Below are 25,496 nucleotides of genomic sequence, written 5' to 3'. Positions count from 1 at the left end.
CTGATGTCGCGCACCTGTATTAACTTTTTCTTAGCGACACGGATTTGCCAAATACCGGGCAGCGCTACCCTCACCCATTTTTCAGGCAAATCCGTTTTCTCCATAATTACCGAACCCGATATATCAACCGTTAAAATTAATGTTACCGGTTCCGCACGGGCGGTTCTATGCTTAAGCCATGGAGAAATTAGCCGAATTAAAACGAACCAAACGCCTTGCGCTTTCCCTGCTGCTGATTGCCGCGGCGATTTTTGTAGCAACCCTCTTTTTACCGCCAAACTTCTGGGTGAGCGGACTGAAAGCCGTCGCGGAAGCGGCGATGGTGGGCGCGCTTGCCGACTGGTTCGCCGTGGTGGCGCTGTTCCGCCGCGTACCCATCCCGTTTATCGCGCGTCATACGGCGATTATTCCACGTAATAAAGATCGCATCGGCGAGAATCTCGGCTATTTCGTACAGGAAAAATTCCTTGATACCCAGTCGCTTATCACGCTGATTCAGCGTCATGAGCCGGCAAAGATGATCGGCGTGTGGTTCAGCGAGCCGGATAACGCCCGGCGGGTCGGGCAGCATCTGCTGCAGGTGATGGGCGGTTTTCTGGATATGACGGACGATTCGCGGATTCAGGGATTGCTGCGGCGGGCGGTGCATAAGGCGATTGATAAGGTCGATCTGAGCTACTCCAGCGCCCTGCTGCTGGAGAGCATGACGAAGCATAACCGGCATCAGGCTTTGCTGGATTCGCTGATTGCCCAATTGCTGAGCATCCTCAACCGGGAAAGCACGCGTGAGCTTATCGCCCGCCAGATCGTGCACTGGCTGGAAACGGAACATCCGCGTAAATCGAGAGTGTTGCCAACGGAATGGCTGGGCGAGCACAGCGCCGAGCTGGTCGCCAGCGCGATAAATTCCATGCTTGATGATATCAGCGAAGATCAAGGCCACCAGCTTCGCCTGGCGTTCGATCGCGCCACGTTTAAACTCATCGATAAGCTGAAAAGCGACCCGGAGATGGCGGAAAAAGCGGAGAACATCAAAAGCTACCTGAAAGAGGACGAGGCCTTTAACCGTTACCTGGGCGAGCTTTGGGGCGATTTACGCCGCTGGCTAAAAGAGGATATGAACAGCGAAGATTCGCGCATCAGGCAGCGTATTGCCGAAGCCGGGCAGTGGTTTGGGGAAACGCTGACGGGAGACAGCGCCCTGCGCACCTCGCTGAACGAACATCTTGAGCAGGCGGCCAAAAAAGTTGCGCCGGAGTTTGCGGCGTTTCTCACCAGACATATCAGCGACACGGTGAAAAGCTGGGATGCCCGCGATATGTCGCAGCAGATAGAACTGAACATCGGCAAAGATCTGCAGTTTATCCGCATCAACGGTACGCTGGTGGGCGGCTCGATCGGGCTGGTGCTGTATCTGCTGACCCAGATCCCCGCCCTGCTGCATTTTTAAGGTGGATGAGCCAGAGCGCACCCACCTTATATGCTTACAGCTGCGCTAAAGGAACGCGAACAACGCTGTCCGGGCCTTTGGTGGAATGATCTTTATTAAAGCCCTGCTTCACCGTGACGTACAGCGTCTGTCCGTCCGCAGACAGCAGCAGGCTGTTCGGATGCGGCGGCAGGCTCAGCGCTTTTTTCACCGCATAGGTGTTTGAATCAAGGATTAACAGCTTGCCGGATTCGCGCTGGGTGAGGTAAATCTCGTTACGTTTAGCATTAAACTTCACCGCTAACGTATCGCCCGTCTCCAGGTTTTTCAGCAGCTTGCCGGTATTGATATCCAGCACCAGCGTAGTTTTCGCTTTGGAATTATCGGTTACGAACAGGCGGCCCGTCGCCGGATCTTCCGCAAGGTTAAGCAGCAGGGCTTCTTTTTCGCCGAGCGGTTTCCAGCGCTTCTCGATGCGGTTTGTTTTCGGGTTGATCACCAGAATTTCACCGCCGCCGTTGGCCGCATAGATACGCTGCGTCTGCTCAGAGTAGAGCAGGCCGGTGACCCATTTGCCCGCGTTATTAATACGTTTTTTCAGCTTCAGCGTTTTCGCATCCACCACCCAAATCACCGCCGGATCGGCCACGCCGCCGATATAGAGCAGGCCATCATGCAGGATGATTTCACGCGCGCCGTAAGGGAAGCCCTTCTCGTTGCGTTCGCTGAACATCAGACGGTGCAGAACCTTGCCGTCTTCAACGTTGATGGCGCTGATGCCGCCGTCCAGCGAGTTGGTGACGTATAAGGTTTTGCCCTGCGGGTCCATCACCGCGCCAAAGTTCTTCAGGTCGGTATGCGCCTGGCCGATGGTTTTCAGCGAAACGGGGTCCAGCTTGTAGACTACGCCACCCTGCACGTCTTTAAAGCCCTGCGCGGTGGCGACATACAGCGCGCCGTTCTGCTGGCTGATTGCCATTTCGTATACGCCTTCGGAGAGCTCGCGCTGCTCCAGAGGACTTTTTTGTTCTGCCGCCGCAGCCGGCGCTGGTTTCACCGTTGTCGCCTGATGCGCGCTGCAGCCCGCGAGCGCCAGGGCGATTAGCGCAGCCAGCGCCGTGGTTCTTTTAGTCATTTTTCGATCCTTTCCCGTCTGAATGAGTCCATGGCGATAAGGCAGGAAGCCGGACAGGACTCCTGCAAAAATAGCGCCTTCAAATGCAAATGAGAAACATAATCATTTCTTTAGGGAATGTAAAACGCTATCGTCGACTAATCTGAATCTCTCGTTACTCTGCCGAGCGTTCGCTCCGATTAAATCCCCGCACTTATTAAGTGTAATTACAACAATCAGTTACGAATCCTCTTTACCGCCGCATGGATAAGAAGCCGGCGTTTATTAGGTTATCGCTCGGCGGACAAGGGCTGGCTGTACGAGTTGCTCATTAAGCGTTTCCTACCCCGTTTATCCTGCAGGGATTTTCGTTTCCATTGATGCTTTTATGGCTTTCGCTTTTGAGTTAACCCAGATCTCGCCAGATAAATGGACAAAATAAAAACAGAGGAGTGAGCATCGCTGAAAAAGATCGCCATTATCGACGCAGGGCCAACGGGTATTTACACTTTTTATTCGCTTTTAAAACAGCAGTAACCTCTTGCCGTAACAGGCAACCAGGCCCGCTTCGCGCCAATATTGTCCCAGCGACTCTGCCAGTCCACCTTCGCCCGCGAATCTGCATATCGTTTAAAGGCGTGTACAGGAATCCAGGACCGAACAGGAACATATACACATTCAGCATCGGATCCTACAGGAAGGTTATGGATAACTACGGACTTGAAATGGTAAAAAATAAATATAAAACAAATAGTTATTAATACAAACGTCTAGGGAAGTTGAAATGATGCCGATAATAGGAGTAAATAACAAAACCAACCCGTTGATATTATTGATATTTAGCGTATAGATTTATAAAAATGCCCCCGTAAATGCCCCCATTAGCTCGCTCTTTTCACGAAACCATTAGATGTGATCCATGAGCTAAGTTGCTCAAATTTTGTCAAGGCTACGGAAAGAGTAGCCATAGAATAATCTAAGAGTGACTTTAAACAATATGTTGCTAATGATGATTATTATTATTAGTAGCCAGCATCTTTAACATCTGTTTCAATATCCTTAACTTGTTTAGCTATTCTTTTATTAAAATTATACTCGATTTCTTCATCCGTTAAGTTTTCAGTGCTTTTATTAAAATAATGATTTAATACATGTGTTTTTTGCTCTAGATTATATTTATCAAAATTAGGAACATACTTAGTTTCACGTCTTTTATGTTTAATTTGATAGTGAGCCCGTACAAATGACTTTAATTTCAAATTAACATTATATCGTTTACAGAGCCTAGCAATGAAATCATCTAGAGAATGAAGCAACGTTATATCATTAATTTCTGAAAAAAAGTATAACCATCCCTTTGATTTTGATTGGAATACACAACCAGTAATCCTCAGATTTATACGCCACGTTAAAAACTCCTGACTTTTAATACTGGAGTGTTTAAACCCTGTAAAGATCGATAATAGAGATTGTCGCAAGTTATCAACAGAACCATCACGTGCTGAAACCTTACCTCCCTCGCTAAAATAATATCCCAAGTAACCAAACTTACTTTCACTTAATAAACCCATACTAGATTTCTCTGGATTCTTAATAGGGTCATAAATTTTAAGTCCTAACCTTCTGAACTTTACAAGAACACTTTCTATCAAAGATTCTGCCTTATCTGAACGACAAAGGATCATTAGGTCATCAACATATCGAAAGTATGAAATATCTTCTCTTGATGAAAAGTGTTTATCAATATTCATCAAGTATATTGCTGCCAATATATTTGAAATTGATAATCCTTGAGGTACACCACATTCATTAGGTTTATCACTTGCATTAGGTTTAGAAACCGTTGGTGAGCTAATTGCTTTACCTATTAGAGATAATATATTTTCATCTCTAATTTTTGCTCTAAGCCTCGATATTAACTTATTATGCCGTATTGACGGATAAAAATTCGCCACATCAAACTTCATAAAATAATCATACTGCTCACTCAAAATAATATTATTAACTTTAACCACCATATTCTGTGGCAACTCAAAACTTAAATCAAATGCGTAAACCTCTTGCAAGAAATCACAAATAGCTCTTAAGGCGATTCGGTCCCTTATTGTAGGTATTGAAATTTCTCTTGGAGCCTTCCCTTTACCTTTACTTATAAGCTTTAGTTTGTATTTATTGAAGCGATAAGTACCAGCCAAACACTTTCTTCTAATTGTTTCTATTTCGTGATCATGAAAGCGCCAAAAGACTTCATGAGACATATTATCGATACCTGTTGCCGCAGATAACAAAACCACTTCTTTGTAAATTCTTTTTAAATTAGATGATTGAAAATGCTTGAGAAATATATCATATGCACTCATCAGACAGCTCTCAATGAAAACAAGATAATAAAAGGGAAAAGGAACAAAAACAGAAATGATGCTACATCACGAAGAAAAAGCATAGCTATCATGGAGAAATGGATAAAAGTAGGTTTTTTCGTTAAAAGCCTTTTATCATTCGTATTAAAATATTCGTCAACTATGGCTTTCGCAAAATCTTTTTCTAAATGGTTTTCTGACGAACCTAACACTGCTTGATATTCCTTATCCAATTCGGCAGAATTTGTAGGGGAAAGTGATGCTGTATGTATTACACTCAGTCGTTCGTAACACTGTTTAATTAATAATGCACGCCCTTTGAAATTCATATTATTGATAAAAAGAGTTAACACTAAAATTAACACTGACAAAGAAACCATTATCGCTGCTTCTTCTATCTTTTGAGCAGGTTTTACTAAGGTATAAATAGAATAACACACTAAAAAAGTTGAATACCAAAGCAAAAGAAGTTGAGAATAGTAATCAAAATTAAGAAGGCGTCGCTCAGATTTTATTTTTGCTTTTCTTGTCCACCAAATTTTATCAGATAAATCGCTCATCATATAATCCCTAATTAATGTGAGGCGCCGAAGGTAGTAATAAGTAACGCCTGTAAACAGACTAGTCAGACTAGAGGCAAAGCCTCCCAAAATTAGTTGCACCCATTTGGTATGGATGATCGCAGGTGAATCACCTACGATACGCCTCAGAGGAAATGTACTACTTTTTATTACAAAAAAAAACTTCAAACGACCAAAATCGCACTACACCGCACCCGCATGCCGTTTTCAGATCACAAAAATTTTTCAGTTGGAATTTTTTACAAACGGTACCGCCAGAACGCGCCAGACATGACAATACGCAGCGAAGCAAAACTGAAATGAGTGAAAAAAATTTCACTTTTTTTCACTTTTAGTGTCGACGTTACCGTTATCTTTTTTTCGTAAGAAATTGAATTTGAAGAGATAAAAATTTTTAGGGGCCTTTCGTTGGAACACCCTGTTAATTAAGAAATTATAACCAACTGAAATATATTATTTTTATTCGTTCTGAAACTGAAATCGTTTGTAAAAAATCTGGAAATGGATCATTCCTCCAGTCTATTTATCGGCGTTTTGCGCGGCCAGAAGCAGTTCTAACGCTTTTTGCCGTTCATCGAATGGCAAAGCATCCATCAACTCTTTGACCCTGCCCTGGCCTCTCAGGGCACTGGGACTGATGGTATGAGAGAAACAGATATTCATTACGAACGTGTGACCACACTCAACATTTGAGCAATAACAGTACACATCCGATAATTTTGGGTGTTTCCGGTTTGTCTTTCTCATCTTTGCCGCATACATACATTCCGGGCAGTTAATTTTCAGCACTCTCATCGCTGTTCCTCTTTTGCCAGCCAGGAAAAGGGATTTTGTTTCCCCTACCTCTTATACTGAACGTGTAACACTGGTAATACGTGTAAAATCATTGATTTAATTGATTTTATTCTGTTACCGGCTCATTTAATATAGAGGTAACGAGTGGTAATACCCCTGTTTTTGTTACCACTGTTACCAGTGACCTTTGCTTACTGGTAACAGTGGCAAGCCTTATGAGCAATATAAGCAATGATCGGCTGCAAGAAGTTATCGACGGCGACATCCTGTTTACCGACGAGCAAAGAAACCTCGCACGCGAGCTACTTGCATTGCGGGAAGCGGGGAAAGAGCCTGTGGCCGATATAGTAGAGTGGCTTCACCCCAGTGAGGAAAGGACATGTGATGTACGACTAAGGCGTTTTGATTTGAACCCCGGGCCGCTATACCTGCACCCGCAGCATGGTAAGGCGGTGAAGGTGCCGGAGCAGGTTCCCAAATCTTTGAAGGACAAGCTTCTTACAATTTGCGATCTCGTTGAAGATAATGACGAGTATTGTCAGGACATTTGGAACGCCTGTCGCGCCGCCATGCTCAAGGAGGCCCAGCAATGAGCGAATTTGACAGCAAAGCGCTTGCCTCAGCACGTGAGGTGATGGCATTGACCAGGCAGGAGAACATCGGCGGAGACGCACAGCTATTTGCCAAAATCCAGCTCCGGTTTATCGAGGCGATGGAGTATGCCGCGCCTCAGTCGTTCGGTAATTCCGAACAACTCGAACCTGTAAGCAATCGTGATGAGTTGCCAGATGTTTGTTGGTGTCACAACTGCCGGCCTGTGACGATGAAAGATATGCGTTTCGTTGTATGCCCTGACTGCGGGAACAAGCGCTGCCCGAAAGCTAACGTCCACAAGAATGCATACACTGGTAGTAACTAGCCGGGTCAGAAAGGTAGTGCATATCCAGCAGCGCCACAGGTCAAATAGCCCACCTAACCTGCCCGCTGTATACTCTCTGCAAGGAGGGTTATATGTCAGATTTCAACATTGCAGCAAAATCAGAAGATGACCGAGACAAGTTTAACGTCGATTTAGCCGCAGCAGGCGTTGCGTATAAAGAACGCATGAATATGCCTGTGGTTGCCGAAGTGGTAGCAAGGGGGCAGCCAGAGCACCTTAAGCAGTACTTCATCGAGCAGCTTGCTCACTACCGCGAAGTGTCTAAGTGGCTTCTGGGCGGCAATGCAGAGGCTTATCAGCGAGTTGAGGAAGGTAAATGAGTTGGCATTCTGGTGATTGGGCTAATTTTAGCGTTACTTTAACATCTGCAATCGCTGCCGTAGCTGCAGCATATTCTGCTTTCCAAAGTGGTAAAAGTGCTAAGCAGTCACTCGAATATCAGAAAGAAGCGCGTAAGTTTGAAAGAGAAAGACACCTACACGAATTGTTAAGGTCTGATGCTTTTAAAGCTAACCATAGTGTTAAGGATTCTGCTTCAGATAACTGGACTTTTTCGCAGGCGGCTAATATTGGTTCATCCCTCGATTCCGCAAGGCAAAGAATCGTTGAAGCTAGCCTCTACTTGGATCCGGAGGATGTTAAAACTTTAAAACAATTCTTTAAAAGCCAGCTTTCACATGAGATTAAGCAAGAACTTGGCAATATAGACTTACCAGACTCTCTCTATCAATTACAAAGAAAATCTCTACCGTTCCTTGAAGCGATAACCGATTGGCAAGTAAATAAAGAATTTTTTGAATTTCCCTTCGTAAGCGACGTAGATCTAAATGATTAAGAATGAAAAACCTTAACAAGACCGCCCACCGAGGCGGTTTTTTATTGCTTGGAGGAAACCAATGGAAGAAGAGATTTTTACAAGAGACGAGGCGGCCACATTCCTCCGGGTAAGCGAAGGTACGGTTGCGGAATGGATCAAATCAGGAAGGCTGGCCGCCACACGCAAAAATCCATCTAAGAGAAAAAGCCCATACCTCATCTGCAAAACGGATTGTATTGCAGCCCTGAAGAACCCGATCCACAATCAGCCAGTGAATGCGGTTGGTGTGCAGGAGGAAAAAGCATGTCAATCAAGCAACGTGCCGGTACGTGGCACTGCGACTTCGTTACGCCTGGTGGGAACAGAGTTAGACGCTCTCTTGGGACAATGGACAAAAGGCAGGCGCAGGAACTCCATGATCAGCTAAAGGCTGAGGCATGGCGTGTAGATAAGATGGGGGAGTTTAAGCCGAGAACATTTGATGAAGCTTGCGTTCGCTGGCTAAACGAAAAGCAACACAAGAAAAGCCTGGACGATGATAAAAGCCGGATTGGATTCTGGAGGATGCACTTCAAGGGAATGGACCTGTCAGCAATCACGGAAGACAGGATTTTGTCGGCAGTGAGTTCGATGGTTAATCGCAAGCATCGAATGAATTGGGAGGCTAAGCGCGACAGCCTGTTGAGAAGAGGTAAGACGGTTCCCGAATTTAAGGATAAACCAGCGGCGGCAGCCACCAAGGCGACGCACCTTGCTTTCATCCGGGCGCTTTTACAATGCGCGGCCAACGAATGGCGATGGATTGCCAAAGCGCCGAACATCCAATGCCCCGTGCCGAAAAACAAGCGTATTCGCTGGCTCACCAAAGAGGAGGCTGCGAACCTGATCCACGAACTCCCCGAGCATATGAAGCCTGTTGTTATATTTGCACTGGCGACGGGGCTACGCAGGTCGAACATCACAGATCTGGAGTGGTCGCAAATTGATATGCAGAGGAAGGTCGCATGGATTCACCCCGAGGATGCGAAAGCAGGAAGGGCGATTGGTGTCGCCCTTAACGAATCGGCCTGCAAGGTGTTACGGAACCAGTTGGGGAAACATAACCGGTGGGTATTTGTTCACACTGAATCATCCGTTCGCCCGGATGGAACGAGAACAAAGGCGGTGCGTAAAATGCGGTCTGATGCTAACACGGCATGACGAGCTGCGTTAAGGCGGGCAGGAATAGATAATTTCCGCTTCCATGACCTGAGGCACACTTGGGCAAGTTGGCTTGTTCAGTCCGGCGTACCACTTAGCGCATTACAGGAAATGGGCGGATGGGAAAGTATCGAGATGGTGCAGCGTTATGCGCACCTGGCACCGAATCATCTTACTCAGCACGCCATGCAAATCGACTCATTCCTGGCGGGGAATGGCACAAATATGGCACAAGGAACTTTTGCTGAACTGGTGAATATCGCGTGAACCCGCGTGGTTGCTGGTGCCGATAATAGGAGTCGAACCTACGACCTTCGCATTACGAATGCGCTGCTCTACCAACTGAGCTATATCGGCTTTCTGGATGCAGCCACGAAAGTGACTACGGCGTAAAAGGTTAAGAAAAACGGCCTTAAGCGTCAACTGATTGTGCGCCCGGTTGCTTATTTTTACTCCACATGAAGGGAGATCCCGCACAAATTGCATGCCTTACGCTCACCCGATGCAGGCGTTAAGAATGTGCCAGTCGTCACATGCGCCGGCAGAGCGAAGTATATATCCCCCGCCAGGCCCGCTCATTTCTTTTTCATAAACTATCTTCAGTTATCCGTCACTAATAAAGACCCGGCGAATCGGGTCGATAATACACCTGATAACAAGGCAGTCTTACAGACGGATACTCTGGGTAAACAGGCATGAAAAATTATTCGATTGAAGATAACGTCACGGGTCCGGACGCTGACTATCGCACCACCTCCTCCTTTATCAAACGTGCGCTTCTGCTGATGGTATCGCTGCTGGCCATATTATTTGTGGTGGCTATTTTCTCCCTGCTTTCCATCGCGAAGAGTATTAATCGGGATGCCGACGAGCACAGCGGCATGCTGCTGAAAAAAGCCCTGCACAATCGTGTCGATACGCTTTCCACCCATATCAAAGATTATGCATGGTGGGGCGAAGCCTATACAAATCTGCACGTTACCATCGATTCTGAGTGGGCCTACACCCGGCAAAACATGGGCAGCTCGCTTTATCGCGATTTTGATTATGAAGGCGTTTTCGTACTCGACGGGAGTGCGCAAACCCGTTACAGCGTCATCAGGGGCCAGCTTTCATCCCGCAGCCTTACGGCATGGCTGGGCGCTAATCCTGTGCCCACGCTGTTGCAGTCGATGAACAGGCCCGATGCTTTACCGCTTGCCTATACGATGGTGCTGCATGCTGGGCACCCAGCGCTGGTCGCCATGGCTAAAATCACCAACGGGGACGATCAACACGTCGCCCTCGTTCCCGGCTCGCCTTCCGCGCTGGTGTTTGTCGATGTGCTGGATGACAAAAAGCTTGCGCAAATGGGCGAAGAGTATGGCATCTATGAAACCAGGGTTCAGGATAAAAACGCCCCGCGCGCAGAGAGCAGGCGCGGCACCCTCACGCTGCCGGTAAACGGCCAATCGCTTACTCTGGAATGGAAAAGCGAGGAGCCGGGCCGCCAGCTGATTCACTATATTCTGCCGCTGCTGGTACTGCTGGCAGCCAGCTGTAGCGCGCTCGCCTGGGGGCAGAGCCGTAACCTGCTGAAAAAAGCCCGCATGTACGATGAGAACAGTTATCTGCTCGCGCAGAGCAGGCAGGCGTTAACCGCCAGCGAACGCCGCTTCCGGGACGTTGCCGAAGCCACAACCGACTGGATATGGGAGACAGACAGCGAGCTGCGCTTTACCTGGCTGTCCGACAGGTTTCCCGGCATTACCGGACACAGCATTTCATCCTGGCTTGGGCAACCCGTGACGGCCTTTATGGAGGCCGATAATCTCTCGCTGGCGGAGTGGATCAACCAGCCGGGCCAGACGGGCCACCGCCGCCTGCTCCACTGCAGGTATCACTCTGCTATGGGCCATCAGCGCTACTGCCATATCGCTATTAAACCGGTTATCGCTTCAGAAGGGATTACGGGTTTTCGCGGTACCGCAACGGATGTCACCCTTGAAGTTGAAGCGCAGCAGCGCGTGCAGTATCTCTCAAGGCACGATGAGCTGACCGGCCTGCCGAACCGGGTGCGGATGCGCGAATTCCTGGAGGGCAAACTGCAGGCGCTGCCCACCCAGGCGCATCCGCTGGCGATGATCAGCCTCGATCTGGATAAGTTTAAGCCGGTCAACGATCTGTTTGGTCACGGCGTGGGGGACCAGGTGCTGCATGAGGTTTCCGCGCGGCTGCGCCACTGCATCCGGGATAACGATCTGGTGGCCCGCCAGGGCGGCGACGAGTTTATTTTAATCATCCCGGATATCGCCGATCGTCAATACCTTGAGAGCTTGTGCAAGAAAATTCTCAACGAACTGCTGCTCCCGTTCACGGTTAACGGCCATGAGATATTTATCGGCGCCAGCCTGGGCGTTGCTCTGGCGCCGCAGGACGCCGTGGACGCAGGGGATCTGCTGCGCTATTCCGACATGGCGCTTTACAAGGCGAAAAACTCCGGCCGTAACAAATGGCTGTTCTACACGCCCGAGATGGCCCAGCAGATGGTGCAGCGCCGCGAAATGGAAAACAGCCTGCGCGAAGCGATTAAATTGCAGCACTTCTGCCTGGTTTATCAGCCGCGCTACTCTCTGAACACGTCGCAGATTGTTGCCGCAGAAGCGCTGATCCGCTGGCAGCATCCGCAGCTCGGCTTATTAATGCCGGACCAGTTTATTGCCCTGGCGGAAGAAACCGGGCTTATCGCTGCCATCAGCGAATGGGTGCTGAAAACCGCCTGCCGCGATGCCCGGCAGTCGCTGGAAGGGCTTGCGGTGTCGGTCAACGTTTCTGCCGTGGAGTTTCAGTCCTGGGGAATAGTCGAGCGCGTAAGCGATGCGCTGCATGAATCGCAGCTCGATCCCGCCCGGCTGGAAATTGAAGTGACCGAAAACGCCACGCTGTGGAATCCGGAAAACAGCCTGGAGCTGATGCAGGCGCTGAAAAACATTGGCGTGCGCCTGCTGATGGATGACTTTGGCACCGGCTATTCATCCCTGAGCTACCTGCGTAATTTCCCGTTCGACGGCATCAAGCTTGATAAATCATTTATCTCCTCCATGCCGGAAAGCGAAAGCGCCAACACTATCGTGGAGAATATCATCGGGTTGGGGAAAGCGTTTTCGCTGAGCATTACCGCCGAAGGCGTGGAAACGCAGGGGCAGCTGCAGAAATTAAAAATGCTTGAGTGCGATGAAACGCAGGGCTATCTGATCGGCAGACCGATGAGCCTGGAAGCGCTGAAGGAACGAAGAGCGGTGATTGATGCCGCGACGCAACAGCAACTGGAAGAGAAAATGTAGGTCCGAAGAGCGGTTAATTATCTTGCTCGGTACAATAAGGCCGATCTTACAATCGGCCTTATTGTTGTTCAGCTACGCTGAGCTGCGATTATTTATCACAGACAGCTCAGGCGCTGGTCACCGGCTTTTGCTCCGTCTTCGCCTGAGTGTTTTCCAGCATGCGGCGCACCGGAACGATAAGGACTATCAGCACCGCGGCACAGATCAGCAGCGCGATGGAGCAGCGGGCGAAGAGATCCGGCAGCATATCCAGCCGATCGGCTTTCACATGGCCGCCAATCAGGCCTGCCGCCAGGTTACCCAGCGCGCTTGCGCAGAACCACAGCCCCATCATCTGGCCGCGCATTCTTTCCGGCGCCAGCAGCGTCATGGTCGCAAGGCCAATCGGGCTCAGGCACAGTTCGCCGAGCGTCAGCATCAGGATGCTGCCCACCAGCCAGAATGGCGATACGCCTGCCCCACCGCTGCTCAGCACGTTCTGCGCAGCCAGCATCATCAATCCAAAGCCCGCCGCGGCGCATAAAATACCGATGACAAACTTCGTGATGCTGCCCGGACGCACGCCCTTGCGCGCCAGCATCGGCCATGCCCAGCTGAATACCGGCGCCAGCAGGATAATGAACAGCGCATTGATTGACTGGAACCACACGGCAGGGATTTCAAAATCCCCGATCGTGCGGTTGGTGTAGTCGTTCGCGAACAGGTTGAACGAGGTCGGCTTCTGCTCAAAGGCGGACCAGAAGAAGGCGGCGGACACCAGCAGGATGAAGCAGACCAGCAGCCTGGCGCGCTCTTTGCGGTTCAGGCCGGCAAACACAAACAGATAAATAAAATAGAGGGCCACCGAGGCGGCAATCACGTAGACCAGCACGCTGGCGACGGTGACGGGATTAATGACAATCACGCCCTGCGCTATCAGCGTAACGACGATCGCCACGCCGGCCGCCAGCACCAGCAGCCATGCGCCAACCCCGTTTTTCTTCGCCACCGGGCTGTTCCAGGTTGAATCCAGGCCAACTTCGCTGTCGTAGCGTTTCATCGCCGGGACCGCGAACAGGCGGAAGATAACCAGCGCGACCAGCATCCCGATACCGCCGATACCAAAGCCCCAGTGCCAGCCGTGAGTTTTTATCAGCCAGCCGGAGAGCAGCGGCGCGATAAACGAACCCATGTTAATACCCATATAAAACAGCGAGAAGCCGCCGTCGCGACGCGCATCGCCTTTTTTATACAGCGTTCCCACCATCACCGAAATACAGGTCTTGAATAGGCCGGAGCCGAGAACGATAAACAGCAGGCCGATAAAGAACAGGTTGTCGCCCATAAACGCGGAAAGCGCGATAGACAGATGGCCAAGCGCGATAAGAATCGAACCGTACCAGACAGCCCGCTGCTGGCCGAGCCAGTTATCCGCAAGCCACCCGCCCGGCAGCGCGGCCAGGTACATGCTGCCGGCAAAGATCCCGACGATGGCCGAGGCGTTTTCACGCGCCAGCCCCATGCCGCCGTCATAAACGGTCGCTGCCATAAACAGGATCAGTAAGGGGCGAATGCCGTAAAACGAAAATCGCTCCCACATTTCAGTGAAGAACAGCGAGCCAAGCGGATAAGGATGGCCGAAGAAAGTCCGGCTTTCGTTGTGATTAACAGAGGAATGCATAAATTCTCCATGAGGTGTGTCGAAGTGCCTGCAGGCACCGAAATGCATGGCGGCTACAGGACTGCCGCTCTTTAACATTCAGCAATTGTTATTTAACCATTTGATAACTGGTTACTGGTTTTGTCTAGTGCCAACCGCAGGACTTTAAGATGAAAAGTCGACTATTGTCTACTTTTACAGATTTTTTGACGGGCGCAGGAGGATAATAGTTGACATTATGAGGATGGCAGGGAAGCATGTAATTATTTTTATTAAACAATAAGTTAACTGGATTAAATCATATTTTTAAGGCTCTTCTGGCTATTTATGAGAAAGCGGCTGGAATATAGCTATTTGGCGTGGGCTATTTCTCGCAGAGCAGCCTGTGCACTCTCCCGTTCGGCGAATGCGATAAAGCCCGGGGCTATTTAATTGCAGAGCGATGAGCCTGAAAGCGCTGAAGGAATGAACAACGTCGCCTGATGCCGCTGCGCACCAGCCTCCGGAAGAAGAAGGTAAAACAAGAGAAGGTTAATTATAAAATTGCGCGACGTCCTCCAGCGTGGAAAATCATGTAGCGACAAATCAATGTCGGGAGGGCACATGGCCTCCTTTATATTTGATTCAAATAGCATACCGATAGTGAAAACAGGCGATCTGCCATGCCTGGAAAGTAAAACTCCCTCTCCTGCAAGGGGAAGAATTCGCCTTACAAAAGCGCTCAGGAGCGCCGAACTCGATCCCGACCTGCCAGCCGGGATCGCCTATCACCGACCTCGGTTTGCGGGTGTCATTCCCGGGGCCCGGTCTGCTCCGTCGCGGGCGCGCTTTTTATTCGTGTTGAAGAATATTAATAAGTCTGCCAAAGGGGTCACGGACATAAAATCGACGAACTCCCCACGGCTCGCTTACGGGGCCATATTCCACGGTAAGCTTATTTTTTTGCACACGGCGGAGCACCTCGTCAAGATCGTCCACCTCAACAGAAAGATCGGGCACCGGCGTGTCCGATCCCCCTTCATTTGCAAAGCTGACTTGTACAGTCATGCTCTCGGAACTGCTATAAGTGCGAATCCAGCCATGATCCATCGCAAGCTCAAGCCCAAGAATATTTTGATAAAAATCAGAAGCTAAGGATGGTTCAGGCGTCATAAAGTTGGCGACGATTCGTTTAACCTTCATGTGTCTGCCTCCCAGAAAGTAGCTGAAGTTGAGATTTTATGGTGCCACAAACTTATTTCTGCAACTGTGGCGTAAGGCTCAGGATATCTCCAAATTCGCTTATCAAAAATAATATCGTTTTAAATATAAGAGAAAGGCTGGAGATATGGCAAAGCGCTGTACGGGCAATATAAATAACGCTGGGAAGGCGTTTAAACCTATCCCGTCTGGCTTCAATTGTTTAGCACTTTAGTCAGTTTTGCCGTATGGCCTGCTCCCCTCTAATTAATGCAGTGCGGCCTCAGCAACGTCCGCTTCTGGCGGGACATTCAACCGGTGGTGGCGAAGTCGTGCGCTATATTGCGAGACATGGCGAAGATAAAGTATCAAAAGCCGTGCTAATCAGTGCGGTGCCGCCATTAATGGTGAAGACAGACAGTAATCCACAGGGTACGCCAAAATCAGTATTCGATGACATGCAGGCACAACTGGCCGCTAATCGCGCCCAGTTCTATTATGACGTCCCCGCGGGTCCTTTCTATCATGGATTCGCTGCCTGTTTACGATACCGGCAGCGACTCTTTCATAATGATGATAACCGAGGCAACGCTGTGCTCTGCGGGGCTGTCTTTATGGCAAATCCGGCACCGTTAACAGACCCGTCACTCACCCAGCTTACTTGATGGAAGGAAGTACAGGGGCATCGACCTGCATAAGCCCCATGACCCGCAGCATGTTGTCCTGACATGAAATACCCTCCGGCCTGTTTTCGATGCCGGCAATTAAATTCAGTATCAGCGTCTGGTTATCCTGGAGCTGCTGCTGCAGGTGACGGATTTCATCAACACGCGACTCCAGTGATGCAACCAGTCCTTCATGGTTCCAGTTTCCTTTCCCCTGCGGCAATAGCTGGCGAATTTGCTCAAGTGAGAAACCAAAGCGCTGTGCCCGGTCAATGAGCATCAGTATCAGTGCGGTCTCAGGCGGGTAATTACGATAGCCATTCTCCTGCCTCGGTGCTTCACTGATAAGCCCCTCCGCCTCGTAAAAGCGGATACGGGAGGGCGTCAGCCCTGTCGCTTTTGCCAGCTCACCTGTCTTCATTTCATCCCCGCAGAGCCTGTTGACATTAAAGTTAACTTTAAACTTATACTCTGGTAAAGGTCAATGGGCCGGGACAGCCGTCTGAAATTTTAGAGAGGAAGTGAGATGCAAACGATTCTGGGGGCAAGCGGACAGATTGCCCGGGAACTTGCCCGCGAGTTAAAGCATTCTTACGGTGCTGAACTGAGGCTCGTCAGCCGTAATCCACATAAGGTAAATGTCAATGATACCCTTATGTCAGCTGATTTGCTGGATGCCCGTCAGACACTGGCAGCGGTTAAAGGAAGCCGCATTGTCTATTTTGCTGCGGGTCTGCCACCGGATGCCGCCCTCTGGGAACAACAGTTTCCGGTAATGCTGCAAAACGCGCTGAACGCGTGCCGGGCAGCGGGAGCAAGTTTTGTCTATTTTGACAATACGTATATGTACCCGCAGGACAACAGACTGCAGACGGAGGAAACGTCGTTCCTGCCATCAGGGCGTAAAGGTCGGGTCCGGGCACTGATGGCGAACATGGTGCTGGAAGAGATGCACCGGGGCGACATTTCTGTGCTTATCGGGCGCGCGCCTGAGTTTTACGGGCCGGGGAAAACCCAGAGTTTCACCAATGCCTTAATTCTGGACAGGCTGAAAGCAGGGGAAAAACCCCGTGTGCCATTACGTGACGACACGTTACGTACGCTCATATGGACCCCCGATGCCAGCCGGGCTTTAGCGCGTCTTGGCAACACCCCTGCTGCCTTCGGCCAGACGTGGCACCTGCCCTGTAGTGATGAACGACTCACCTATGCGCAGTTCGTTACTCTGGCCTGTAACGTGTTCGGGCATGAAACGTCCTGGTCAGTCCTCAGTAAATTCGCCTTGTTCGTCGCCGGTATATTTTCCAGGGGCCCACGGGAACTCCGGGAGCTCCTGCCCCGCTATGAACATGACAACCTGTTTGACTCCTCAAAATTCAGGCGGCAATTCCCGGACTTTCAGATAACAACTTACCGCCAGGGACTTGAAGCCATTCATTCTGAATGGAAAGAGACACTCGCCGTGAAGAAAGGCAATTAACCTGTTACGGTTAATTGTGAGCAACGATATCCCATACATGAAGGTTTTCGCATGACCAGAACTGTTTTGCACGTTGTTACCAATGTCTCTCATTATGACAACCCCGAGCATAAAACCGGACTCTGGCTGTCAGAACTCACTCATGCTTACGATATTTTTGCGGCTCATGGCTTCAGACAGAAAATAGTGAGTCCTGAGGGAGGAAAATCCCCTCTGGAACCGCGCTCCCTCCGGTGGCCATTTTTAGACATCTCCGCCCGGCGCTGGCTTAATGATCCCTCCAGGATGGCCCTTCTTGATAATACCCTGAGCCCTGAACAAACAGACTCATCGGAGTATGACGTCATTTACTTCACGGGTGGTCATGCCGTCATGTGGGATTTTCCTGACAGCATCGGGCTGCAGCAGATAACGCGGGATATTCATGAACGCGGAGGCATTGTCTCCTCGGTCTGTCACGGCTATTGCGGCCTGCTGAATACTCGCTTATCAGATGGCGAGCTTCTCGTTAAGGCGCGCAGGATCACCGGTTTTTCATGGACAGAAGAGGTGCTGGCAGGTGTGTCCCGTGAGATGCCTTACAACGCGCAGCAAGAGATGCAAAAACGAGGAGCCCGATATGAGAAAGCTTTCCTGCCATTTACGCCTAACGTTGTCGATGACGGGCGTCTGGTCACCGGACAGAACCCATTTTCAGCGAAACTGACAGCCACGCGGGTGGTGTCGCTTCTTAAACCCTGACGCCAGACCTGAGACTGCAGGGCAATTAGTCCGCTGTCATGAACTTACACGTCTGGCCACAGAATAAATGCGGGACAACGCTGAATGATACCTGTTGTTCGCACTGTTCTAATCAGGTCAGGAATCATCTTTATTATCGTTAAACAGGCAAAAAAGTATGAAACTGATTGAGATAACAAAAGCAGGTGGCCCTGAAGTGCTTAAGGTAAGCCAGGGGAAAATGCCGGAATACGGCGAGAACGATGTCCTGATATCAGTTAAAGCGGCCGGCGTTAATCGCCCGGATATTATGCAGAGGGAGGGGAAATATCCCATGCCTGAGGGGGTTACGCCTGTTCCGGGTCTGGAAGTCGCGGGTATCGTACACGCAACAGGGAAAAACGTTGTTAACTTTTCAACTGGCGATCGTGTCTGTGCGCTCACCAATGGCGGGGGATATGCAGAATTTTGTGCCGTTCCGGCAGGCCAGGTCTTACCTGTCCCACAAAATTTAAGCTTCACAGAAGCAGCTGCGCTTCCGGAAACATTCTTTACGGTATGGGCTAATCTTTTTTCGTTGGGAAAAGTGCAAAAAGAAGATGTTGTTCTGATTCATGGCGGAGCCAGCGGCATTGGGACAACCGCGCTGGCATTGTGTAACGCCATGAATATTAAAGCGTTCAGTACCGTCGGGAGTGACGATAAAATTCAGTTCCTGCAGAAGTACGGGGAAATCATTAACTACAGGACCCATGATTTTGAAGAAGAAATTCTCAGCAGAACTGACGGAAAGGGCGTTGATGTTATTCTCGATATTGTCGGGGCCTCCTATTTTAACAAGAACCTTCGCCTCCTTAAAAAGGACGGCAGGCTTGTACTGATTGGATTTATGGGGGGCAGGATCGTTAAAGAATTCGATATCCAGGAACTCATCCTTAAGAGAGCCGTGGTAACGGGTTCAACAATGAGGAGCCGGGATTCTGCTGAAAAGGAAGCAATAGCCCGGCAGCTCATACAAAAAGTATGGCCTTTAATCGAAGCCGGAGAGTGTAAACCTGTTATTTACCAGTCGGTTAAATTTGAGGATGTCCGAAAAGCGCATGAGCTACTGGACGCCGGAAATCATATCGGCAAAGTTGTTCTTACCCTTGAATAAAGAGGAATATTCACCCTTTGTCCGATAAACGCACAGGCGGGAGCATTCCCTGTCCCGCCCGGCATAATGCAACATCTGATACTTTAAGCTTAACCAGATCGCGCGTTTTCTCTTCAAGTTCAAGTCTGATCCGAATCTCCCAGACAGGAGATATCTGAAGGGGACTCTTTTGCCCGAGGATACATTCTTTGTTCCACGGCGACATGTTCATCATCAAATCTTCAGCGGTGTGGAAGATTTGATTATGGTTGACCTCCAGGAGCGAAAAGCGGACGTAGCGGCATTCTGACAGGTAAAAGCCGCCAGTTCGTAGCAAGGTCATTGCCAACAACCCTGTATGTGAATTAACGGTGGCAGTTCAACATCTGTATTGCGATCCTGCGTTTTTCTAATTATAAAAACAGAAATATAACTAATTTAATGACCTCATTATTCAGGAAATTATTTTGCAACTACAACCCGCGCAACTCCATCTTCGCCCCGTCATCGCCTCAGACGCAGATGACCTTTTCAGAATTTATGGCGACCCGGCAACGAACACCTTTAACCCCGCAGGGCCTTATCCAGACATTCACCATGCGCAGGCTGTTCTGGCTCGCTGGCTCAGCCACTGGGAAACTCACCGTTTCGGAAACTGGGCGATCTCATTGCAGGATAGTCCTGAAAGAATTATTGGCTTTGGCGGACTGAGCATCAGCAGCTATGCGGACATATCTATTAATAACCTGGGATATCGTTTCGCCACAGAGGCATGGGGAAAAGGCCTGGCGACAGAGTTTTCTAAATATTCTGTCAGATACGGATTTGAGGAGTTAAAGCTGAGTGAGATATCTGCCGTAGTAAGAGGAGACCACCTGGCATCGCAGAAAGTTCTCCAGAAAGCCGGGCTGCAGTACGTCAGAGAGATCCATGATGTGAAAGATGCGCCGCCCAGCCTGCTTTTCTCCCTCACCCTGAGTGAATGGCTCAGACAATCAATGTGAGCGTATTTACAATAATGCATGAACAGCGAGGCTAAAGAAGCGCCCTACGGCGCTCCGAAAAATCAATTATTCTGGTACAGATCCCAACGGTTTCCGTAGAGATCCTCAAACACAACCACCGTTCCGTACTCTTCCTCACGCGGCTCCTCACAAAACTGAACGCCAGCGGCCTTCATGGCGTTATAATCCCGCCAAAAATCGTCTGTCTGGAGGAAAAGGAACACCCGCCCGCCGCACTGGTTGCCGATAAATGTTTCCTGCCTGTCATTTGAGGCGCGAGCCAGAAGCAGATTACAGTCGCTTTCCTGGTCAGGCGTCACGACCACCCAGCGCTTCCCTGGTTGAGGCGTGTCTTCAACCAGCGTAAACCCGAGCTTGCTTGTGTAATATTCGATCGCCCGGTCATAATCGTCGACGACGATAGCTACATACCCCATGCATCTTTTCTGCGTTCTCAAAATCCACTCCTTCCGTTTTGGGATCTACCATTCAATCGAACTTACCATACCATCCGCTATGGATGTCTGCCCTGGCTGTGAGTTCAACCGATTGCTATCCAGTACACGGAAAAATAGCTTTATTAAACGTTTTCAGAATGTCAGAGGCATAATCTTCTGACTATCGTATGCCAGCCGTTATACGCAAAGCGGGTGCCTGGCACCCGCTTCATCTTCTTCTCTGTCACTACGAAACGACGAGACGTAAACCTGTCAGGCAATCCCGGTGGTGACGGTAAAGGTACGGGTTTGCTGCGGCTCTACCTCAATTAAGGTGCCATTGCGCTGCGCGGCAAGGAAACCTTCCGGGCGGCAGGTGGCGGGTAGCGCAAACGCCGCAACCTGCTGATCGCCGTTGTACAGGATCCAGCGGGTGACGTAGTTCAGCTCGGAGCTGGCGAAGCGGGTGACGAACGTGGTGCCGTCCGGCGCGATCATGCTGAATTCAGGTTGATCCGTCCAGGCATCAAGCTTGTCCGCAAAGAAGACGATTTCCGGATCGTAAAAACCGGGCTCGTTTAGCGTCGTCAGCGAGGCTTCTCCCTGCAGGATCCGCTGATTAAACGCCAGCCACTGCTCGGTGGGCTTCACGTGCGCCGGAACCGACTCGCGCAGCTTCAGCGCCTCATCCGGGATGTTCTGGCTGAACGTGGCATCCGGGACATACGCATAGTTCATATGGCACATGTACTGCAGCGGCATCGCCACGGAGGCCAGATTGGTGACCGCCATCTGAATATCAAACAGCGCGCTCGCTTTATGCATCACCACCGCAGGCTGCGCCTGATAATGCTGGCCGAATCCCATCACATATTCATAGCGCCCGGTAACGCGCAGGCTTTCGCCGTCCAGCTCCAGCCAGGCTTCATCCATTACGGCGCAGGCCATCTCGCCGTGCAGCGGATGGGTATCCTCCGGCGACGGGCAGCCGTTTGCCAGCAGGCCGGAGTGGAAGGCAAAGCAGCCGTAGGTCGCCACCACTTCCGCTGCGGGTTTCGGCTGGCTGAACATGTTGCGCATGGTCAGATCCTGGCCGTCGAAACAGGCATCCCAAATCATCTGCCCCATCCAGGGCAGGATGACCAGCTGGCCGCGGCTGTTTTGTACCCGCAAACCTTCCACGCCGCTGGCGTAGCGAAACGCCGTCACCGTAAAATCGCCGTTTTCCAGCAGGGTGCGCGGGTGTTCGCCAAAGAGTTCCCGCCATAAGGCGATACGTGTTGTCATGATAACTCCTCTCAGGATGCGATGGCTTCGGACACGTCGCCGCGTACTTTGCTTTCACGCCAGAAGTAAACGCCGACGTAGATAAAGCACAGCATGGAGACCAGGAAAGAGAGCTGCAGCGAGTGGAACATATCCGCCACGTAGCCCTGAATCGCCGGGACAACCGCCGCGCCGACAATCGCCATCACAATCACCGCGCCCGCCATCTCGGTATGTTCGTTATCCACCGTGTCCAGGGTTCCGGCATAAATGGTCGCCCAGCAGGGACCAAACAGCACGCTCACCAGCACCGCGATATAAACCGCGCTAAAGCTCGGCGCCAGCGCCACATAAGCCAGCAGCAGCGCGCCAATGATGGAGTACAGAATCAGCACTTTTTCCGGGTTAAAACGCGTCATCAGAATGTTGGCGACAAACTTGCCGATAAAGAAGCAGGCAAAGCTGTAGACCATAAAGTTTGAGGCATCGCGCTCGTTGATGTCCCCCATCTCCAGCGCCAGACGGATGGTGAACGACCAGACGGCCACCTGCATGCCGACGTAGAGGAACTGCGCCACAATACCGCGGCGGAAGCGGGCGTTGCTGGCCAGATAGCGCAGCGTATCCATCGCCGACGGGCGTTTATGGCTCGCCGTTTGCGCCACTTTACAGGTCGGGAAACGGGTCAGCAGGAACAGCACCATCACCACCACCAGCACCATAATCATGTACTTGTAGGGTTCGAGCGTGTTTTCCAGCATCAGCACTTTAAAGTTATGCATCTGCTCAGCGTTCATGCCCGCCATCTGTTTTTGCAGGCTGTCTCCTTCGGAGAAGACCAGATATTTACCCAGCAGAATGCCGGAGGCCGCGCCAATCGGATAAAAAGTCTGGCTGATGTTCAGCCGTAACGTGGCGTAGGCTTTCGGGCCGATCATCGAACTGTAGGTGTTCGCCGCCGTTTCCAGGAAGCTCAGGCCAATCGCAATGGCGAAAATAGCCGCGAGGAACATGGTGTAGGTTGCCATGTGCGAGGCCGGGAAAAAGAGCGTACAGCCGACGATATACAGCGTCAGGCCGGTTAATATCGCCGCTTTATAACTGGTTTTCTTAATAACAAGGGAGGCCGGAATCGCTATTAAAAAATAACCGCCATAAAACGCGCTCTGTACTAATGCCGAAGCAAAATTACTGAGTGAGAATACACTTTTAAATTGTGTAATCAGAATATCATTTAATGCGGCTGCGCATCCCCATAACGGGAATAAACAGGATAACAAAATAAACTGGAACAGAGGGGTTTTATTCAGATAGCCATCGGCCATCTGAATTATTTTTTTATCGTTCATAGTGCTACCTTTTACAGTGCAGGGAGATTATTCGTTTAACGCCAGAAACTCGTTAAATTGCTCAATGCTCGGATAAGATGACTGTGTGCCTTTCCCCGTGACGCTAAAAGCCGCGAAGAAGGCCGCTTTTTTCATGGCGGCTTCAACGCTGCCGCTCTGGACATAATAGTGGGTAAAGCAACCAATGAAGGCGTCGCCTGCGCCGCTGGTATCAACCGCATTTACTTTAAAAGCAGGAACGTGCACTTCCTGCTCGCGCGTCATCCATAGCGCGCCTTTTTCGCCCATCGTCACAATAATATTGTTCAGCCCTTTATCGACCAGGCTGCGGGCGGCGGCGCGAATACGCTCGTAGCTATCAACCGGCATGCCGGTTAATATTTCAAGTTCGGTTTCATTGGGGACAAAGAAATCGCATTTACAGGCATAAGACATATCGAATTCACGCAGCGCAGGCGCCGGATTTAATAACACTTCAATGCCGTGCTTGTTGCCAAATTCAATGGCGTGATAAACCGTTTCCAGCTGAACTTCCAGCTGCAGAACAATAAGCTTACATTTTTTTAAATCGTCCGCCGCGCGATCGATATCCTCCGGGGAGAGAAACTTATTCGCCCCTTTAATAATCAGGATACTGTTGCTGGAGTTGGCATTAACAAATATAGGCGCCACGCCGCTGCTGGTGCACGGCACTTTTTCCACATAGGTGGTGTTAATGCCCCAGGACTCAAGATTGCGAATGGTATTATCCGCAAAAATATCGTCTCCGACTTTCGTCAGCATCAGCACTTTCGAATTCAGCTTGGCAGCCGCCACGGCCTGGTTCGCCCCTTTCCCGCCGCAGCCGATCTTAAAGGCCGGCGCTTCCAGGGTCTCTCCTTCTTTGGGCATCTGGTTGGTGTAGGTGATGAGATCCACCATGTTAGAGCCGATAACCGCGATATCCATTTTACTACCTCTCAGAAACAATCACATAACAATGATATTTAAGTAACATTACCATGTTATTTTAGTACCATTTGTGACTAAGATCGCGATTAAAGGATCGTTTCATTGTTTACGTACTGGCCTTCCCCTCGCTTTTCATCCTGGATAACAACCTTAAAAATAAGCACAATGCGATGAATTTAAAGTAAATATAATCGTAAAAACGCGAGCAATCGCGCTTTTAATTCTGCATATCCGGCAGTATAGTAATGCAACGATATCATGTTCCTTGAGAATAAAAATGTTACTACAGGAACATGCGCAACACGACTTGCGGAGAAGGTGAATGGAAACCAAGCAAAAAGAACGCATCCGACGTCTGATGGCGCTGCTAAAGAAGACCGACCGGATCCATCTTAAAGAGGCCGCCCGCATGCTGGAAGTCTCTGTTATGACCATTCGCCGGGACCTCAGCCAGGATGATGAGCCGCTGCCGCTCACGCTGCTGGGAGGCTATATCGTAATGGTGAACAAACCGGCTGCCTCGCCGGCCGCCGCGCCGCGGCCGGGTGAAAAGATCCACCATCGGGATGATTTGCCCGTGGCGATTCTGACGGCCGGTCTGGTGAGCGAAAACGATCTGGTGTTTTTTGATAACGGGCCGGAGATGCCGCTGGTTATCAGCATGATCCCGGATGATATTACCTTTACCGGCATCTGTTACTCGCACCGGGTTTTTCTGGCGCTGAATGAAAAGCCCAACGCCACGGCGGTGCTGTGCGGCGGCACCTATCGGGCAAAGAGCGATGCGTTTTACGATGCCAACAATCCCTCGGCGCTGGATTCGCTCAACCCGCGGAAAGTTTTCATCTCTGCCAGCGGCGTGCATGAGCACTTTGGCGTGAGCTGGTTTAACCCGGACGATCTTGCTATCAAGCGCAAAGCCATGGAGCGCGGCTTACGCAAGATCCTGTTAACGCGCCACGCGTTGTTTGATGAGGTCGCTCCCGCGAGCATCGGCCCGCTTTCGGCGTTTGACGTGTTGATTAGCGATCGCCCGTTACCGGCAGACTATGCTGCCCACTGCCGGAACGGCTTCGTTAAGGTCATCACTCCTGATTCAGAGAGCGAGTGAC

The 25,496-nt window shown here is 50.2% G+C and carries 23 protein-coding genes, 1 tRNA gene and 3 pseudogenes; 14 read left to right on the top strand and 13 right to left on the bottom strand.

The genetic code is table 11. The annotated features are described in order from the left end of the window. The first annotated feature begins 178 nt into the window (after window positions 1-178). Window positions 179-1,450, top strand: coding sequence for a DUF445 domain-containing protein (locus tag WLO31_RS04095; RefSeq protein ID WP_435929218.1), 1,272 nt, complete (start codon window positions 179-181; stop codon window positions 1,448-1,450). Window positions 1,451-1,484: 34 nt separating this feature from the next. Here the strand turns inward: WLO31_RS04095 and WLO31_RS04090 are convergent, their stop codons facing one another. From WLO31_RS04090 to WLO31_RS04075, 4 genes are all read right to left on the bottom strand, one after another. Next, window positions 1,485-2,564: a hypothetical protein gene (locus WLO31_RS04090; protein WP_435929217.1), complete on the bottom strand. Its 1,080-nt coding sequence runs from the start codon at window positions 2,562-2,564 to the stop codon at window positions 1,485-1,487. 1,001 nt (window positions 2,565-3,565) lie between these two features. Then, complete coding sequence (locus WLO31_RS04085) at window positions 3,566-4,903, bottom strand: reverse transcriptase domain-containing protein (protein ID WP_435929216.1); 1,338 nt, start codon at window positions 4,901-4,903, stop codon at window positions 3,566-3,568. Then, entirely contained in the window at window positions 4,903-5,466 is a 564-nt protein-coding gene (locus WLO31_RS04080) for an SLATT domain-containing protein (RefSeq protein ID WP_435929215.1), read from the bottom strand. The genes WLO31_RS04085 and WLO31_RS04080 overlap by 1 nt, the downstream gene beginning before the upstream one ends. A gap of 537 nt (window positions 5,467-6,003) precedes the next feature. Continuing rightward, a complete protein-coding gene (locus WLO31_RS04075) occupies window positions 6,004-6,279 on the bottom strand; it encodes an ogr/Delta-like zinc finger family protein (protein WP_435929214.1) in 276 nt (91 codons plus the stop codon). A gap of 215 nt (window positions 6,280-6,494) precedes the next feature. Here WLO31_RS04075 and WLO31_RS04070 point away from each other — a divergent pair, with 215 nt between their 5' ends. From WLO31_RS04070 to WLO31_RS04045, 6 genes and pseudogenes are all read left to right on the top strand, one after another. After that, a complete protein-coding gene (locus WLO31_RS04070; RefSeq protein ID WP_435929213.1) occupies window positions 6,495-6,872 on the top strand; it encodes a hypothetical protein in 378 nt (125 codons plus the stop codon). Then, window positions 6,869-7,198, top strand: coding sequence for a hypothetical protein (locus tag WLO31_RS04065; RefSeq protein ID WP_435929212.1), 330 nt, complete (start codon window positions 6,869-6,871; stop codon window positions 7,196-7,198). Before WLO31_RS04070 ends, WLO31_RS04065 begins: the two co-directional genes overlap by 4 nt. 92 nt (window positions 7,199-7,290) lie before the next feature. Continuing rightward, window positions 7,291-7,539 carry a DNA polymerase III subunit theta gene (locus WLO31_RS04060; RefSeq protein ID WP_435929211.1) on the top strand — a complete coding sequence of 83 codons (249 nt, stop codon included), beginning with the start codon at window positions 7,291-7,293 and terminating at the stop codon, window positions 7,537-7,539. Next, window positions 7,536-8,054, top strand: coding sequence for a hypothetical protein (locus WLO31_RS04055; protein WP_435929210.1), 519 nt, complete (start codon window positions 7,536-7,538; stop codon window positions 8,052-8,054). The genes WLO31_RS04060 and WLO31_RS04055 overlap by 4 nt, the downstream gene beginning before the upstream one ends. 61 nt (window positions 8,055-8,115) lie before the next feature. After that, window positions 8,116-8,463: a helix-turn-helix domain-containing protein gene (locus WLO31_RS04050; RefSeq protein WP_435929209.1), complete on the top strand. Its 348-nt coding sequence runs from the start codon at window positions 8,116-8,118 to the stop codon at window positions 8,461-8,463. Further along, window positions 8,346-9,503, top strand: a pseudogene (locus WLO31_RS04045) (site-specific integrase). Before WLO31_RS04050 ends, WLO31_RS04045 begins: the two are co-directional and overlap by 118 nt. Window positions 9,504-9,517: 14 nt before the next feature. Here WLO31_RS04045 and WLO31_RS04040 read toward each other — a convergent pair. Then, window positions 9,518-9,593 (bottom strand) — tRNA-Thr (locus WLO31_RS04040). A 338-nt stretch (window positions 9,594-9,931) separates the two neighbouring features. On the opposite strand from WLO31_RS04040, the gene WLO31_RS04035 reads away from it, so the two are divergent. Further along, window positions 9,932-12,559 (top strand): bifunctional diguanylate cyclase/phosphodiesterase, encoded by a 2,628-nt coding sequence (locus WLO31_RS04035; RefSeq protein ID WP_435929208.1) that lies wholly within the window; start codon window positions 9,932-9,934, stop codon window positions 12,557-12,559. A 106-nt stretch (window positions 12,560-12,665) separates the two neighbouring features. Here WLO31_RS04035 and WLO31_RS04030 read toward each other — a convergent pair whose 3' ends face one another. Continuing rightward, complete coding sequence (locus WLO31_RS04030) at window positions 12,666-14,219, bottom strand: peptide MFS transporter (protein WP_435929207.1); 1,554 nt, start codon at window positions 14,217-14,219, stop codon at window positions 12,666-12,668. An 810-nt stretch (window positions 14,220-15,029) separates the two neighbouring features. Then, a complete protein-coding gene (locus WLO31_RS04025) occupies window positions 15,030-15,380 on the bottom strand; it encodes a VOC family protein (protein ID WP_435929206.1) in 351 nt (116 codons plus the stop codon). A gap of 302 nt (window positions 15,381-15,682) precedes the next feature. On the opposite strand from WLO31_RS04025, the pseudogene WLO31_RS04020 reads away from it, so the two are divergent. Continuing rightward, window positions 15,683-15,901 (top strand): annotated as a pseudogene (locus tag WLO31_RS04020) (alpha/beta fold hydrolase); the annotation flags it as partial. 133 nt (window positions 15,902-16,034) lie between these two features. Here WLO31_RS04020 and WLO31_RS04015 read toward each other — a convergent pair. Continuing rightward, a complete protein-coding gene (locus WLO31_RS04015; RefSeq protein ID WP_435929205.1) occupies window positions 16,035-16,463 on the bottom strand; it encodes a MerR family transcriptional regulator in 429 nt (142 codons plus the stop codon). Window positions 16,464-16,568: 105 nt separating this feature from the next. On the opposite strand from WLO31_RS04015, the gene WLO31_RS04010 reads away from it, so the two are divergent. From WLO31_RS04010 to WLO31_RS04000, 3 genes are all read left to right on the top strand, one after another. Then, complete coding sequence (locus tag WLO31_RS04010) at window positions 16,569-17,522, top strand: NAD-dependent epimerase/dehydratase family protein (protein WP_435929204.1); 954 nt, start codon at window positions 16,569-16,571, stop codon at window positions 17,520-17,522. Between the two features lie 51 nt (window positions 17,523-17,573). Further along, window positions 17,574-18,263, top strand: coding sequence for a type 1 glutamine amidotransferase domain-containing protein (locus WLO31_RS04005; protein WP_435929203.1), 690 nt, complete (start codon window positions 17,574-17,576; stop codon window positions 18,261-18,263). Between the two features lie 157 nt (window positions 18,264-18,420). Further along, window positions 18,421-19,398 (top strand): NAD(P)H-quinone oxidoreductase, encoded by a 978-nt coding sequence (locus WLO31_RS04000; RefSeq protein WP_435929202.1) that lies wholly within the window; start codon window positions 18,421-18,423, stop codon window positions 19,396-19,398. 67 nt (window positions 19,399-19,465) lie between these two features. On the opposite strand, the pseudogene WLO31_RS03995 reads toward WLO31_RS04000, so the two are convergent. Beyond that, window positions 19,466-19,609: pseudogene (locus tag WLO31_RS03995) on the bottom strand (integrase); the annotation flags it as partial. A 235-nt stretch (window positions 19,610-19,844) separates the two neighbouring features. On the opposite strand from WLO31_RS03995, the gene WLO31_RS03990 reads away from it, so the two are divergent. Further along, window positions 19,845-20,381 (top strand): GNAT family N-acetyltransferase, encoded by a 537-nt coding sequence (locus WLO31_RS03990; protein WP_435929201.1) that lies wholly within the window; start codon window positions 19,845-19,847, stop codon window positions 20,379-20,381. A gap of 62 nt (window positions 20,382-20,443) precedes the next feature. Here the strand turns inward: WLO31_RS03990 and WLO31_RS03985 are convergent, their stop codons facing one another. From WLO31_RS03985 to rbsK, 4 genes are all read right to left on the bottom strand, one after another. Then, window positions 20,444-20,839: a VOC family protein gene (locus WLO31_RS03985; protein ID WP_435929200.1), complete on the bottom strand. Its 396-nt coding sequence runs from the start codon at window positions 20,837-20,839 to the stop codon at window positions 20,444-20,446. Between the two features lie 252 nt (window positions 20,840-21,091). Continuing rightward, window positions 21,092-22,105, bottom strand: a complete 1,014-nt coding sequence (locus WLO31_RS03980; RefSeq protein WP_435929199.1) for an aldose 1-epimerase family protein — start codon at window positions 22,103-22,105, stop codon at window positions 21,092-21,094. Window positions 22,106-22,116: 11 nt separating this feature from the next. Continuing rightward, window positions 22,117-23,433 carry an L-fucose:H+ symporter permease gene (gene fucP / locus WLO31_RS03975; protein WP_435929198.1) on the bottom strand — a complete coding sequence of 439 codons (1,317 nt, stop codon included), beginning with the start codon at window positions 23,431-23,433 and terminating at the stop codon, window positions 22,117-22,119. Between the two features lie 27 nt (window positions 23,434-23,460). After that, window positions 23,461-24,381: a ribokinase gene (gene rbsK / locus WLO31_RS03970; RefSeq protein ID WP_435929197.1), complete on the bottom strand. Its 921-nt coding sequence runs from the start codon at window positions 24,379-24,381 to the stop codon at window positions 23,461-23,463. Between the two features lie 325 nt (window positions 24,382-24,706). On the opposite strand from rbsK, the gene WLO31_RS03965 reads away from it, so the two are divergent. Further along, the gene (locus tag WLO31_RS03965) at window positions 24,707-25,495 is read left to right on the top strand and encodes a DeoR family transcriptional regulator (RefSeq protein ID WP_435929196.1); all 789 of its coding nucleotides are present in this window, start codon (window positions 24,707-24,709) and stop codon (window positions 25,493-25,495) included. The last annotated feature ends 1 nt before the right edge of the window (window position 25,496 follow it).

Source organism: Dryocola sharpae (genome assembly GCF_051307055.1).
GTDB lineage: Bacteria > Pseudomonadota > Gammaproteobacteria > Enterobacterales > Enterobacteriaceae > Dryocola.
The sequence above is the reverse complement of the archived record's forward strand: the minus strand, read 5'-3'. Positions and strand labels throughout refer to the sequence as shown.

Excerpts from the sequence above, each read along its gene's own strand:
- WLO31_RS04050 (WP_435929209.1), top strand. The coding sequence starts at position 8,116 with ATGGAAGAAGAGATTTTTACAAGAGACGAGGCGGCCACATTCCTCCGG.
- WLO31_RS04000 (WP_435929202.1), top strand. The coding sequence starts at position 18,421 with ATGAAACTGATTGAGATAACAAAAGCAGGTGGCCCTGAAGTGCTTAAG.
- WLO31_RS03980 (WP_435929199.1), bottom strand. The coding sequence starts at position 22,105 with ATGACAACACGTATCGCCTTATGGCGGGAACTCTTTGGCGAACACCCG.
- WLO31_RS04025 (WP_435929206.1), bottom strand. The coding sequence starts at position 15,380 with ATGAAGGTTAAACGAATCGTCGCCAACTTTATGACGCCTGAACCATCC.
- WLO31_RS04090 (WP_435929217.1), bottom strand. The coding sequence starts at position 2,564 with ATGACTAAAAGAACCACGGCGCTGGCTGCGCTAATCGCCCTGGCGCTC.
- fucP (WP_435929198.1), bottom strand. The coding sequence starts at position 23,433 with ATGAACGATAAAAAAATAATTCAGATGGCCGATGGCTATCTGAATAAA.
- WLO31_RS04065 (WP_435929212.1), top strand. The coding sequence starts at position 6,869 with ATGAGCGAATTTGACAGCAAAGCGCTTGCCTCAGCACGTGAGGTGATG.
- WLO31_RS04095 (WP_435929218.1), top strand. The coding sequence starts at position 179 with ATGGAGAAATTAGCCGAATTAAAACGAACCAAACGCCTTGCGCTTTCC.
- WLO31_RS04070 (WP_435929213.1), top strand. The coding sequence starts at position 6,495 with ATGAGCAATATAAGCAATGATCGGCTGCAAGAAGTTATCGACGGCGAC.
- WLO31_RS04035 (WP_435929208.1), top strand. The coding sequence starts at position 9,932 with ATGAAAAATTATTCGATTGAAGATAACGTCACGGGTCCGGACGCTGAC.
- WLO31_RS04005 (WP_435929203.1), top strand. The coding sequence starts at position 17,574 with ATGACCAGAACTGTTTTGCACGTTGTTACCAATGTCTCTCATTATGAC.
- WLO31_RS04015 (WP_435929205.1), bottom strand. The coding sequence starts at position 16,463 with ATGAAGACAGGTGAGCTGGCAAAAGCGACAGGGCTGACGCCCTCCCGT.
- rbsK (WP_435929197.1), bottom strand. The coding sequence starts at position 24,381 with ATGGATATCGCGGTTATCGGCTCTAACATGGTGGATCTCATCACCTAC.
- WLO31_RS04010 (WP_435929204.1), top strand. The coding sequence starts at position 16,569 with ATGCAAACGATTCTGGGGGCAAGCGGACAGATTGCCCGGGAACTTGCC.
- WLO31_RS04080 (WP_435929215.1), bottom strand. The coding sequence starts at position 5,466 with ATGATGAGCGATTTATCTGATAAAATTTGGTGGACAAGAAAAGCAAAA.
- WLO31_RS03965 (WP_435929196.1), top strand. The coding sequence starts at position 24,707 with ATGGAAACCAAGCAAAAAGAACGCATCCGACGTCTGATGGCGCTGCTA.
- WLO31_RS04075 (WP_435929214.1), bottom strand. The coding sequence starts at position 6,279 with ATGAGAGTGCTGAAAATTAACTGCCCGGAATGTATGTATGCGGCAAAG.
- WLO31_RS04055 (WP_435929210.1), top strand. The coding sequence starts at position 7,536 with ATGAGTTGGCATTCTGGTGATTGGGCTAATTTTAGCGTTACTTTAACA.
- WLO31_RS04085 (WP_435929216.1), bottom strand. The coding sequence starts at position 4,903 with ATGAGTGCATATGATATATTTCTCAAGCATTTTCAATCATCTAATTTA.
- WLO31_RS04030 (WP_435929207.1), bottom strand. The coding sequence starts at position 14,219 with ATGCATTCCTCTGTTAATCACAACGAAAGCCGGACTTTCTTCGGCCAT.
- WLO31_RS04060 (WP_435929211.1), top strand. The coding sequence starts at position 7,291 with ATGTCAGATTTCAACATTGCAGCAAAATCAGAAGATGACCGAGACAAG.